This window comes from Occallatibacter sp. (genome assembly GCF_049510455.1).
Classification (GTDB): domain Bacteria; phylum Acidobacteriota; class Terriglobia; order Terriglobales; family Acidobacteriaceae; genus Telmatobacter.
Genome location: NZ_JBEKYX010000076.1, coordinates 24,059 through 35,633 on the forward strand (window position 1 = coordinate 24,059; position 11,575 = coordinate 35,633).

General features: G+C 58.8%; 16 protein-coding genes. 4 read left to right on the forward strand and 12 right to left on the reverse strand.

The window, feature by feature from the left end; translation table 11 throughout:
* Positions 1 to 77: 77 nt before the first annotated feature.
* The gene (locus ABSG47_RS14550) at positions 78 to 377 is read left to right on the forward strand and encodes a hypothetical protein (RefSeq protein WP_424170421.1); all 300 of its coding nucleotides are present in this window, start codon (positions 78 to 80) and stop codon (positions 375 to 377) included.
* 3 nt (positions 378 to 380) lie between these two features.
* Here ABSG47_RS14550 and ABSG47_RS14555 read toward each other — a convergent pair whose 3' ends face one another.
* The 5 genes from ABSG47_RS14555 to ABSG47_RS14575 form a co-directional block, all read right to left on the reverse strand.
* Positions 381 to 1,157 carry a DUF3108 domain-containing protein gene (locus ABSG47_RS14555; RefSeq protein WP_424170422.1) on the reverse strand — a complete coding sequence of 259 codons (777 nt, stop codon included), beginning with the start codon at positions 1,155 to 1,157 and terminating at the stop codon, positions 381 to 383.
* A gap of 64 nt (positions 1,158 to 1,221) precedes the next feature.
* A complete protein-coding gene (locus ABSG47_RS14560) occupies positions 1,222 to 1,839 on the reverse strand; it encodes a methyltransferase family protein (protein WP_424170423.1) in 618 nt (205 codons plus the stop codon).
* Complete coding sequence (locus ABSG47_RS14565) at positions 1,836 to 2,945, reverse strand: glycosyltransferase family 9 protein (RefSeq protein WP_424170424.1); 1,110 nt, start codon at positions 2,943 to 2,945, stop codon at positions 1,836 to 1,838. The genes ABSG47_RS14560 and ABSG47_RS14565 overlap by 4 nt, the downstream gene beginning before the upstream one ends.
* 12 nt (positions 2,946 to 2,957) lie before the next feature.
* Positions 2,958 to 3,950, reverse strand: a complete 993-nt coding sequence (gene lpxK / locus ABSG47_RS14570) for a tetraacyldisaccharide 4'-kinase (RefSeq protein ID WP_424170425.1) — start codon at positions 3,948 to 3,950, stop codon at positions 2,958 to 2,960.
* The gene (locus ABSG47_RS14575) at positions 3,947 to 5,230 is read right to left on the reverse strand and encodes a 3-deoxy-D-manno-octulosonic acid transferase (RefSeq protein ID WP_424170426.1); all 1,284 of its coding nucleotides are present in this window, start codon (positions 5,228 to 5,230) and stop codon (positions 3,947 to 3,949) included. Before ABSG47_RS14575 ends, lpxK begins: the two co-directional genes overlap by 4 nt.
* A 51-nt stretch (positions 5,231 to 5,281) precedes the next feature.
* Here ABSG47_RS14575 and ABSG47_RS14580 point away from each other — a divergent pair, with 51 nt between their 5' ends.
* The gene (locus tag ABSG47_RS14580; RefSeq protein WP_424170427.1) at positions 5,282 to 5,950 is read left to right on the forward strand and encodes a hypothetical protein; all 669 of its coding nucleotides are present in this window, start codon (positions 5,282 to 5,284) and stop codon (positions 5,948 to 5,950) included.
* Between the two features lie 56 nt (positions 5,951 to 6,006).
* Here the strand turns inward: ABSG47_RS14580 and queD are convergent, their stop codons facing one another.
* Positions 6,007 to 6,384, reverse strand: a complete 378-nt coding sequence (gene queD, locus ABSG47_RS14585) for a 6-carboxytetrahydropterin synthase QueD (protein ID WP_424170428.1) — start codon at positions 6,382 to 6,384, stop codon at positions 6,007 to 6,009.
* A 42-nt stretch (positions 6,385 to 6,426) separates the two neighbouring features.
* Positions 6,427 to 6,690, reverse strand: a complete 264-nt coding sequence (locus ABSG47_RS14590) for a hypothetical protein (protein ID WP_424170429.1) — start codon at positions 6,688 to 6,690, stop codon at positions 6,427 to 6,429.
* Between the two features lie 100 nt (positions 6,691 to 6,790).
* Between ABSG47_RS14590 and ABSG47_RS14595 the strand changes: the two genes are divergently transcribed.
* Together ABSG47_RS14595 and ABSG47_RS14600 are read left to right on the forward strand one after the other, a co-directional pair.
* Positions 6,791 to 7,015: a CopG family ribbon-helix-helix protein gene (locus tag ABSG47_RS14595; protein ID WP_424170430.1), complete on the forward strand. Its 225-nt coding sequence runs from the start codon at positions 6,791 to 6,793 to the stop codon at positions 7,013 to 7,015.
* Positions 7,012 to 7,215: a type II toxin-antitoxin system RelE/ParE family toxin gene (locus tag ABSG47_RS14600; protein ID WP_424170431.1), complete on the forward strand. Its 204-nt coding sequence runs from the start codon at positions 7,012 to 7,014 to the stop codon at positions 7,213 to 7,215. Before ABSG47_RS14595 ends, ABSG47_RS14600 begins: the two co-directional genes overlap by 4 nt.
* 95 nt (positions 7,216 to 7,310) lie before the next feature.
* On the opposite strand, the gene pncA is transcribed toward ABSG47_RS14600, so the two are convergent.
* The 5 genes from pncA to ABSG47_RS14625 form a co-directional block, all read right to left on the reverse strand.
* A complete protein-coding gene (pncA, locus tag ABSG47_RS14605) occupies positions 7,311 to 7,946 on the reverse strand; it encodes a bifunctional nicotinamidase/pyrazinamidase (RefSeq protein WP_424170432.1) in 636 nt (211 codons plus the stop codon).
* A complete protein-coding gene (locus ABSG47_RS14610) occupies positions 7,943 to 8,203 on the reverse strand; it encodes a hypothetical protein (RefSeq protein ID WP_424170433.1) in 261 nt (86 codons plus the stop codon). Before ABSG47_RS14610 ends, pncA begins: the two co-directional genes overlap by 4 nt.
* Positions 8,196 to 8,642 (reverse strand): hypothetical protein, encoded by a 447-nt coding sequence (locus ABSG47_RS14615; protein WP_424170434.1) that lies wholly within the window; start codon positions 8,640 to 8,642, stop codon positions 8,196 to 8,198. The genes ABSG47_RS14610 and ABSG47_RS14615 overlap by 8 nt, the downstream gene beginning before the upstream one ends.
* A gap of 227 nt (positions 8,643 to 8,869) precedes the next feature.
* On the reverse strand, positions 8,870 to 10,837 hold the full coding sequence (yoaA, locus tag ABSG47_RS14620; protein WP_424170435.1) for a DNA repair helicase YoaA: 1,968 nt from the start codon (positions 10,835 to 10,837) through the stop codon (positions 8,870 to 8,872).
* Between the two features lie 163 nt (positions 10,838 to 11,000).
* Positions 11,001 to 11,264, reverse strand: a complete 264-nt coding sequence (locus ABSG47_RS14625; protein ID WP_424170436.1) for a hypothetical protein — start codon at positions 11,262 to 11,264, stop codon at positions 11,001 to 11,003.
* Between the last annotated feature and the right edge of the window lie 311 nt (positions 11,265 to 11,575).

The window sequence follows — 11,575 nt, forward strand, 5'->3', positions numbered from 1 at the left end:
ACTGGAAAAAATCTCGCCTTCGGCATACTATCCTCGCAATGCACGCCACAATCCCGCTCAGGGAGGCCACTCGCCGCATGGGTTCAACGCACTGCAATTGGGAGCAACAGCCCGTTCTGCCTATTTCCCACGTTTCTCAATCCCCGGAAGAGCTTCAGGAAGAAGCCCGCAAGATTCGCCGCCTGCAGATGGTAGTGAACATGGTTTATCAGGTCGTCGCGCAGGATTCCTCGCTCTCGGTCGAGCAAGCCTCCGAGATGGTGGCAGATACGCGTCGCCTTGCCCTGGGCTTGTTTCCAGACAAAGAGTTGGCCTTCAACCTGATCTTCTGGCCCAGGCTGCAGCGGCTCATGCGCGAGCGCTACCGAATGCAATGAGGCTTACTTATTGTCCATCGCGGTGAGCTGGAAGGTAATGGTGCCCCAGAACCCCCGCGCCCGCATCTGCACTGGCAGGTGCCGGTCATCATCCGTGTACCAGATCCAGATGTTGCCGCGGTTTTTCACCACGCCCGCGTCGGCCGTAGGCTGCACACGCACGGTCTTGAATGTGCCGAGCGGTGTCTTGATCTGCTCGTGGCCCTCTACTTTGAGCGTCACCGGCACCGTGTGCGTTGCATCCACCAGCGGAATCACAAAGTTCTGCCCCACATCCATCGGCTGTGAAGCCGCATAAAACATTCCCGACAGCAGATCCGTCAGGCACCCGCCGGCAATCGGCTGCTCAATGTGCTTCGTCTGCCCGTTGACCAGATTCTTCTCATCCAGAATGGACTTTGAGCTGCCATAATCCAGCCGCAGCGTCGAATTCACCTGCCGCCGCCCCTCCACCGTCTGCTTGTCAAACTCGTAGGAGCATCCCTTCGCCCGATCGAAATTCGACTGGAACTTATCGCTCACATGAAACAGTAGATTGATCGCGCCCAGCGTGTCCGCTGTGACAGAAATCTTCTCCCGGTCTCCCGCCGACTCAAAATGCACCACAGCCGTCGCCGCCGGAAAAACCCTCCAGTCCACCGAGTAGGTCAAATTCTGCTTTTGCGGAAAGCTGAAACCCGGCTTAGGCGGCGGAAGTGCGGCAGTCTGCTGCCCGAAGATGGGGGCGGCAAGCGCAAAAATACAAAAAAAACAGGCTGGAACCCTTGTATGCTTCGTCACCGGCGCTTTTCAGGCTCCTTAACAAATTTGACGTGGTCATTGGACGATTGCCGTATGGAATCGTTCATGGCCGTCCGCGCAAAAGCTCGCTCAGCGCTGGCCGGAGGAAAGCCAGGCTCAAATACAAACAAATTGCTCCCAAAAGAGCATTGTACTCGCGATGTTTGAGGTAAAGAGCCAGAGTAAAGCTGCCTCGCTCGCCTTCCTGGGTAGTGCGTGCCAAAGTGATACGCGGGATCAAACGCGGAACCTGCCGGCAGTAATCATCAAAGCCCGGAAATGTGGCCCGGAGAAATCGCTCTTCGGAGACGATAACCGGGACATAAATGGCTACAAACATGATGGTTAGCGCCAGCGCGATTGCCCAGCTCCCGATCGCGACGGCAAAGCCCGCTGCAATCAGGATGGAGCCGAGATAGAGCGGGTTTCTTACCCACGCATAAGGCCCGGTGGTCGTAAGCTCCTGATTTTTCTTTACGTATCCTGAGGCGTAACCGCGCAGCCACAGACCCGGAATCACAAGCGCGAGGCTCCAGGCCACGGCTCTGGGATCGGGTTCACGCCGCCATAGCTCGAAGAGATAGAGCGCAGCCGTGGCAAACCCGAGAGGTACGCGAACTCTCCGCGCAACGCGCTGCCAGCGGGCAATCCAGTCGTTCCCGCTTGTTTTATTCCCGCTCATCGCACTGCCTCCCCGTTGCGAACTCCGCCCCGCAGCTCGTCTGCCGCCTGCAGCACTTCCTCCGGCTGAATCGTGAGCAACCCAGCCTCTGGCTCCGCGCGCCGGGTGTGGTCGCGGCGGCTTTCAGCGCTTCGCAGCACGCGGAAACGCGTGCCAAAGGGCCCATTTCGCGCCGGGTCGGTGGGTCCAAAGATGCCTACGACCGGCTTACCAAGCGCGCAGGCTAAATGAAGCGGGCCGGTATCGCCTGCAACGGCAAGACTTACCCGCCGCGTGAGTGCAATCAGTTGGCTCAGCGAGCAGGTTGCCGGCAGAGCCGCGCCGCCCGATTGCATGCGAATGGCTTCTGCAAGTTCTTCCTCACCGGGTCCTGCATTCACAACTACAGAGAAGCCGCGCTTGGCCAGTCCACGAGCCACCGCCGCATAGCGCCCTACCGGCCAGCGCTTGGCGCCCCAGCCGGCCCCGGGATTGAGAAGGGCGAGCGGGCGAGCGGCGTATTCCGAGCCCGAGTTTTGGCCTGTGCCGAGTAGCGCATCGCACCAGGTCTCCGCCTCCGGATCGACAGGCAGGAGCGGCAGCATCGGTTGCAGGGTGTCACCGGCCACGGCGGAGGCCACTTCAATATCCTGCTCAATGACGTGTACCCCGCGCGTCTCCACCCGCTCAGTAAAGAGCCACTTTGCCGCAGGCTCGCGCGGAACTGCCTCACCAATGACCCGCCTGCATCCAGCCAGACGCCCGATCATTGCCGAGCGGATCGCGCCCTGAAAATCGAGAACCGCATCGTAGCGGCCTGCGCGCAGGTCGCGCCGCAAACCACTGATCTTACGGAGGGTGTTTCCGCTCAACGGGCTGCGCGCCCACGCCTTTACTGCCGCGGGATGGATGTTATCCACGAGCGGCTGAGCGGGCCCGCGCTCAACCCGGGTTTCGGCTCCAGAATTGGCTGTCAGCAGAGGCGCCCAGGCCGGCTCAACCACCCAGTCGATCTGCCAACCCGGATGCGTCTGGCGAAGCGCCGTGACTGCGGGAAGAGCATGAAGAATGTCCCCCATGGCGCCCAAACGGACCACGAGCAGGCGAAACTGGGACTGCGTACGCAAGTTTCCATTTTCTCATAGGGAGCGATCTGCTTCGGCGCTCCGGATCTTGCCGATCAGCCAGTCGATCGCTGCCGATTCGTTCTCGATCCCGGTTCTCAAAGGGACGGTTTTCAGCGGCAGGTCATTGGCCATTTTGCCCAGCCGAACGGCATCCTTCTCTGTGGTGAGCAGGGTGGACGATCCGGTGCTCTGGAGAGCAGCCCGCAGCTTCTGGAGATCGCTTTGCGTGTAGGTGTGGTGATCTGGGAAGGGAATTCGTTCAGTGAGTTGCACCCCGGCAGCTTCCAGCCCCGCGAAGAACTGTTCCGGACGCGCGATGCCGCAGAAGGCGACTGCTGGGCCAATCATGGCGGGCACGTCCATGCGGCGATGCAGCTTCCAGACGGGCCCAGTCCAGCCCCAGCTTCGCAGCTCGGCTTCCAGAGCGGACTGATCTGCGGGAATTGCCACCACATCGGCTCGCTTGATCGCGTTTCGTTCTTCTCGGAGATTGCCGGCGGGCAGAAGCTGGTCCCGCCAGTCGTGCTCGTCCAGCAGCACAATGTCTACGTTCCGGTAAAGCTGGCGGTGCTGAAAGCCGTCATCGAGTAAATGCACCGCAGGTCCATCCGGCTTCTGTTCCGACTCTGCCAGTAGCCCGGCTTCATACCGTTCCGCATCCACATACACCGGCACCCCGGCCTCTCGTGCAATCAACACCGGCTCATCCCCAAAGTGCTGCGCACTGCCTTGTTTTTGGACGAGTGCAGTGCCGCTGTCGGCACGGCCATACCCTCGCGAAAGCACATCCACATGGAAGCCCCTCGCCATGAGTGCTCGCGCGAGCGTAATTGTCAGTGGTGTCTTGCCCGCGCCGCCCGTCGAGAGATTTCCAATGCTCACCACGGGCCATTCCAGTTCCCATTCCACTTCGCGTCCCGATGCCAGTCGCCGCTCGCGCAGAGCCAACCCGAGCCGGTAAAGCGGCATGAACGGGGCAAGCCATGCGCGCGTGAACTGATTCATGCGTTTTTCTCCAGAAGGCTGCGGATCGCCGCAACGCTGCGGGCTGTTGCGCCGGCTTGACGCTCAAAGGCCTCGCGTGCGCGGGCTCCCATCGCCTCAGCTACCGGGTGATCGTTCAGGAGTTCGATCAACACAGCAGCGAGCGCGCCCCTATCGGCGATGCGAATGGCGTCGTGGCTGCGCAGGTCGTCTACCATCGCGCGGAAGTTATCGTAGTTTGGTCCCGTCACAATCGGCACTCCAAACTGCGCCGGTTCCAGTGGATTATGCCCACCGGCGGCAACGAGACTGCCACCAACAAAGGCGACCGAGGCCAGGGAGTAGACCGTGGCCAACTCTCCAATCGTATCCAGAAGAATAATCTGACCGGCATGCAGTGACCCAGAAGAATGGTTCTTCCAAACCGAACGTCTGATCCAGCGATGTCTTGAAGCATCCAGCAGCGCTTCTACTGTACCGAAGCGCTCCGGATGACGTGGCGCAAGAATGAGGGCGAGATTGGGATCGGCGGTGAGTAGTTGAGGCCAGGCTTCGAGAAGAGCGGATTCTTCTCCTTCGAGCGTGCTGCCCGCGGCGACGAAGCGCAGATTTGCCCCGCGAGTCTTAATTTCGCTGGTCACCGTTGATTCGCTGCTGGCGCGCACGTCAAACTTGAGATTTCCTGCCACCGCAACCCGGTCCGACGCACAGCCGATCACCTTGAGCCGGTCAGCGTCCAGCTCGCTCTGCGCCAGCACCAGGCTGAGCCGCGAAAGGAGCGGCTTCCAAAGGCTGCGCAGTGCCCGATACCGGGGCCAGGAGCGGTCTGAGATGCGCGCATTGACGACAGCGACCGGAATCCCGCGCCGGAAGCAGCCATTGAGCAGGTTCGGCCAGAATTCCGTCTCGGCGAGAATCAGCATCCTGGGTTGGATGGTATTGAGATAGGCTCGGATGGCCCATGGCAGATCGAGTGGGCAGTAGAAGACGCGATCAGGTCCAAAGCGTTCGCGCGCAAGAGCCTGGCCGGTGCGGGTTGTCGTTGAAATCATCAACCGATGATTGGGAAATGCGGCATCGAGTTCGCTGACCAGACGAGAGACGGCCAGCACCTCGCCTACTGAGACCGCGTGCAGCCAGATCACGGGTTTACCATCTAAGCTAAGCCCTTGCGGAACACGTCCAAGTCTCTGCCAGATTCCGCTGCGGTACTTCTCTGTCGTGGCAATGCGCCAGAGCCACCAAGGCAGGCCAAGGATGAGCGTAGCGAGCAGGGCGAGATTATAGAAAAGCAGAATCATCAGCTACGAATTTCGCCTTCTTTCGGTCTAATCCATCAAATGATACAGTCGATGGCGATGAGAGTTTCGCGCTTGCTTCCGTTGATTGCCCTGGTTGCAGTGCTGTGGTTTTCTCCGGCGGTTGAGGCGAACGATCACGCGCAACCGCCAATACAGTCGGCCACCACCTTTGCCGCTGTGGAAGTGCATCCGGATGAGAAGGTGGCGATTGCCGCTGAGCCGTATGACACCAAGGAGAAAGAGGCGCTCTTTCGCGTGGATTATCTGGCGCACGGCGTGATGCCGGTGCGGCTGATTGTGACCAACAACGGCGACAAACCGATTTCGCTGCGGGACGCGCGTATTCTCTTCGAGACCGCGGGCGGGGATCGCATTCAGACGGCTGAACCGGAGGATGTGGAACGGCTGATGACGCGCAAGGAACGCCAGGGCGGAAAGATTCCCATGCCCGGGCCAATTCCTGCGATCAAGCTTAAAGCAAAGGCCAGCAACAAGGACATTGAGGACGACTTCAATACCTTTGAGTACGGAGCGCTTGTTGTAGAGGCGCATACCACGCGCGCCGGATTTCTCTTTTACGATGTGTCACAGTTGGACCACCCGCTGAAAAACGCCAAGCTCTACCTGTATAAGCTGCGGAATTCCGAAGGCGACGAGCTGTTCTACTTCGAGATTCCTTTCGACAAGTATCTGCAGTCGAAATCCAGCCAGATGAACTGAGTGCTGCGCGCACGGCGAACTGCGCTTCGCACAAATGGGGAAGTCATCGCCAACGACTACTCGTAATAACTTGCTGACGTCGTGTCCGTTTCCCAGATGGTGCATTCCTTGACGCGCACGCGGCCAGAGGTCATCTCGCGGAGTTGTTCGCTGGTCTGGTCGTAGAAGTAGCGGGCCAGATTTTCCGCTGACGGATTGATCTCCGTGAATGGCTCCAGGTCATTCAGCATCTGGTGGTCGATGCGATCGATGACCGGGCGCATGACGTGCTTGAGCTGCTTGAAGTCGAGGAGCAGGCCGGTCTGATCCAGATCTTTGCCGATCAGTGTGACGCGCACCTTGTAGTTGTGCCCGTGAGGGTTTTCGCAGCGGCCGTGATAGTTGCGGAGGTAGTGGCCGGAGGAAAAACTCGCATCTACTGTGACTTCATACATGGCTCGTCTTGTACTCGCGGGAAAAGCGTTCCTGCTTCGATTTTAGTAGTTCTTGCCCCGGCGTTTTTGCCGCGTAGCCAGGCGGGCTTCTTCGCTGCGGCGGTCTACCTGCTCAAAGAGATGGCTCATGGTGCCGATGAGCGCTGAGGCCAGGCCCGCGAGGAGCAGCAGAAGGGCGACTGTGCGCCATAGAGAGCCGTTGGCCGGCAATCCCGGCTGAAAACCGGACGGAATGAGCGACATGCCGCCCGCGATCAGCGCGAAGAAGACCAGAACCGCGGCGAGGATGTAAAAGTTGCGGGACATGACTCCAATTACCTGAAGCCCACACAAAGAGGGCCTTTTGTCATTGTATGACTCCGTCAAACGAGTTGACATAGAGCCCGAAGATTTCTACCCTCACCACATGGAACTGCACCTTCAGGATCGTCAGTCTGCGGAACTCGCTATTCTCGCTTCGCGTACCGGGCGCACTCCGGACGAGCTGGTCGAAGAGGCCGTGGATCGGTTGCTCGCGCAGGACGCGTGGTTTGGCGAACAGGTTCAGGTCGCTATTGACCAGATTGCGCGCGGCGAATTCCTCTCCGAAGAAGAGATGGATGTCCGCGTCGCGCGGATGCTTAATCGGTGAGACAACTGCGCTGGGCTCCAGCGGCGGCAAGCGATCTTGAATCTATCGACCGCTATCTCGATCAGCACTTCCCTGCGTATCGGACACAAACCATTCAGCGACTGTATGACGCTACGCGCTCACTCAAAGCTCATCCGCACAAAGGACGCGTTGGCCGCAAATCAGGGACTCGGGAGCTTGTTCTTGTACCGCTTCCTTAACTGCTTATCTATTCCGTGGATGAGCAGTTGATCCACATTCTCCGCATTCTTCATGCAGCTCAGGATTGGCCCACGCCAGAAGGGCCGCGTACATCCTAAACCAGTCCTGACAACGCAACTGAATCGACGATCTGGACGCCGGCGGCGGCAAATTCAGCTTCCATGCGGGCGACGGAGCCGTGGAGGTCGATGGCGCGGCATGCGTCGCGGAGGATGACGGCTGGCAGGCCGAGGCGGCGGGCGTCGAGCGCGGAGAATCCTACGCAGTAGTCGAAAGCGAGGCCCGCTAAGAAGACGCGGGTGAGGCCGCGCTCGTGGAGATAGCCTGCGAGGCCGGTGGGTGTGGTGCGGTCGTTCTCGAAGAAGGCGGAGTAGGAGTCGATCTCCGGGCGGAAGCCTTTGCGGAGGATCAGCTCGGCCTGCGGGAGATTGAGATCGGGATGAAACTCAGCGCCGGGGCTTGCCTGGATGCAGTGATCCGGCCAGAGAGTTTGTGGACCGTAGCTCAGTTCGATCTGCTCGAAGGGCTGTTTGCTGGGGTGTGACGAGGCGAATGATTGATGCGCTGCGGGATGCCAGTCCTGGGTGAGGATTAGGTGGTTGAAGAGTGGGGCGATGCGCTGGATGATCGGGACGACTTCGTCGCCGCCTGCTACGGCCAGTTGGCCACCTGGGCAGAAGTCGTTCTGGACGTCGATGACGATCAATGCGTCGTGGAAAGTAATTTTCATCCGTTCCCGTTGATAGGCTCTTGTAGCTGAAAGAAGGAGTCTCCGCTGGAACTTGCGCCATTCTGCACGCCGCTGACTTTCCAATCGGAGACTCGTTGTAGTGCAACAGCGTCGATTGTATTGAGGATGCCCTCCTCTTCAAGAAAGCTGTCGAACGTCGAGCCGCTGTGGTCGAATGCAGGCTTGTTTTGAGCGTTCAATGCGTCCCCTTTGCTTTCTCTCTCGTGGAGAAACGCACTGGCATTCGATTCACGCACAAAGTCTCGAATCTTCTTTGGCTCGCTCTAGGTACGAAATCAGATCGATTTCCTCTGCCGTTTTGTGTCGCTTTTGCTTGAGCAGCCTTCCAAAATTTCTTTCGGGCGATCGGGCAATCATAATCCAATGATTTGTTGTTCCATTGAACATGCAGATGCTCCGTGCCGAAGCATAAAATCCTGGCACGTCTTTGCCATTTGCGTAGATTCCCCAGTGATCATCGTCAATCACATCAATTCCTGCAATCAATTTCATCACATCGTTTGGTTGAACCGTCGTATCGCAATTATGAACCGAGATCATGTGCCACACGCCAGCATTCCAGAAAGACAGATACACCCCCCAAACTTCATACCTGTTTCGATAATGAGCTGGCTCCCATTTTGTCAGACGCACAGATTTCAGGGCCTCGTGTGTTGCCAACAAATTCTCATGCATTTTCGTACCTCCGTCTGCATAAAATCGAATCATATTTTCCGGGGCGAAGTCAAGAGTTAAGCTGTTTATTTTAAAAGACTTATGTCGCGCGCATATGCGCGCGTAGTACGCGTAGACGTATTCCTACGCGAATCGCGCACGCGCGCGAATACCACATAAGAGCGTTTTCTTGTACTGGAAAATAGCGAGAAATATTCAGAAGCTAATCTAGATATCGGAGATAGTTCCTACAAATTGACAAAGAACTGTTCTACGTCGCGGATCTCGGTGGTGACGCGGTAGGGTGGCAAAGATTGCAGGAAGGCCTGGCCGTAGCGCTGGCGGCGGATGCGCGGGTCGAGGAGGACGAGGACGCCGCGATCTTCGAGCGAGCGGATGAGACGGCCGAAGCCTTGCTTGAGTGTTAGTACGGCTTCGGGGACCTGGTAGTCGAAGAAGGGCTTGCCACCGGCTTCTTCAATGGCTTTCATGCGGGCCTGGACGACGGGGTCGTTGGGGACGGCGAAGGGCAGGCGGTCGATGATGACGCAGCTCAGTGCTTCGCCTTGCACGTCTACGCCCTGCCAGAAGCTGGAGGTGCCGAAGAGGACCGCGTTTGGCGTCATACGGAACTCGTCCAGGAGGGCATGGCGCGGAGCGGTGCCATGAAGCAGGATCGGGTAATCGAGCACCGGCAGAAGGCGCTCGTAGAGGTCGCGCATCTGGTTGTAGCTGGTGAAGAGGCAGAAGGCGCGGCCTTTGGTGATGTCGAGGACGCGGCGGATGCAGTCGGCGGCCATGGCGGGGAAGTCCGGCTCGCGCGGGTCTGGCATCTCGGGCGGCAGGTAGAGCATGGCTTGTTCGCCGTATTTGAAGTGCGAGGGAATGACGAGCTCGCGTGCGCCTTCGAGGCCGAGTCTGCGCTCCAGATGCTCAAAGCCACCCTGCACGGTGAGCGTGGCTGAGGTGAGGACGACTGTTGGGATTGGTTCAAAGACCAGCTCGCGGAGTAGCTCGGAGACATCGATGGGCGTGGCCTGGACGAAAGTAGTTCGGTTGCCGGTGTTGCGGCCGCCTGAGGCGCGGCGTTCGAGCCAGTAGACGAGATTTGCGGCGTCTGACTCCATGACGAATTCAAGCTCGCCGCGGAGGCGGGCGATGCGCTTGCGCAGGCCGGGGACTTCGTCGGCTTTGACGCCTTCGAGATCGGCTTCCATGCGCTGGAGCGTGGCGCGGACGCTGAGGTAGAGGTCGCCGGAGGTTTCGAGGAACTCTTCGCGCTGGGCGAAGGGCTGGCGTCCGTCGCCGATGGGCAGGGCGGAGAAGAAGAGGCGGGCGCGGTCGCGGAGCTGCTGGGTTACGCCCGTGATCATGCCAGAGCCTTCCTTGCCTCGTAGCTGCACATCGAGGTCGCGGGCCAGCTCTTCGAATCGGATGTTCGAGACCGATAGACCGAAGTAACTGGAGGCGATCTCTTCGAGCTCGTGGGCTTCGTCGAAGATGACTGCGGCGGCTTCCGGGAGTATGCCTGCGTCGGGTGCGCCGGCGGCTTCGCGCTTGACGGAGAGATCGGCGAAGAAGAGATGGTGGTTGACGATGAGGATGTCAGACTCAAGAGCCTTGCGGCGCATCTCCGTGATGAAGCAGCGCTGATAGCTGGGGCAGGTCTGGCCGAGGCATGCTTCTGAGCGGGCGTCGAGCTTGTGCCAGAGGGCGCTGGACTCGGGCAGGCCGGAGAGCTCGGCGCGGTCGCCGGTTTCGGTGGTCTGTTCCCACTCGGCGATCTGGCGGTACTGGTCGATCTCTTCGAGGCCGTTGAGGATGGGCTGATCGCGGAGCTGGACGAGCTTGTGGCGGCAGAGATAATTGGCTCGGCCTTTCATGTAGCAGACGTTCAGATCGCCTAAGAGCGACTCCAGGAAAGGGATGTCGCGGAAATAGAGCTGATCCTGTAAAGCTTTGGTTCCAGTGGAGATAATGACGCGCTGGCCGGTGCGGAGCGCGGGCAGAAGGTAGGCCAGAGTTTTGCCGGTGCCGGTGCCGGCTTCGACGATGAGATGGCGGCGCTCGGAGAGCGCCTGCTCGATGGCTTTGGCCATCTGGAGCTGGCCGGGGCGGTATTCAAAGGGCAGTTTGGACTGCGCGAGGATGCCGCCGGGCGAGAAGAACTCGTGCAGCGTGGGTAGCGCGCGCTTTTGGGTTGTTGTCGGGGGCATCGGCGGTTGTTTTCATCATACGAGGACCGCCGCGTTCTTACAGATTTACAGAATTGCAGATTCTGGTCGTAAGGGGGGGGAGGGGGTACGCCTTCGCGCTTACAGATTTACAGATTCTGGTGGCAAACAGGGGGGAGGGGGGCTCTGCCTTTCCGCATTTTCACTAACGGGCGCGGCTCAAGCAATAGATATTCCTGCGGTGCTGTTCCGTAGCTAGATTTTCGGCTTCGAGCTCGACGCTGAATTCGCCCAAGGGGCGGAAACGGTCTTCGAATGTGCGGCCTTGAGGAATAGCCTCGGCAGGATCTTTCCGGGTGGTGAGGAGCAGGGCGCGGATCATGGCGGAGACGGTCATATTTCGCTTTGCGGCGGCGAGGCGGGTGTGCTGGTAGAGCTCGTCTGAAACCTGGATGGTGATGTTCGGCATGGTGGCTCCTATGTGGATGTGTGAGGAAAAGAAAAAGGCCCGATTCCGGGATGGGATCGGGCCTATTTCTACTGCTGAATATGAGTGTTTCAGAAAACCCGTTAATTCTGTGCAAATTTTCTTTGGGTGGGGACGTTACGAAAGGGAGGTGGACTTTGGTAATGGGGGAAAGACGGGGACTATTGGGATTTAGAGCTTATCCTTAAATAGTGTACTGAGTTGATTCCTGTGGAGGATGGTTTGTCGCATGCAGCATTTGTTTGAACGATGCTCAGATTCATGGCGCAAATCAAATCGAGGATCATATCCGA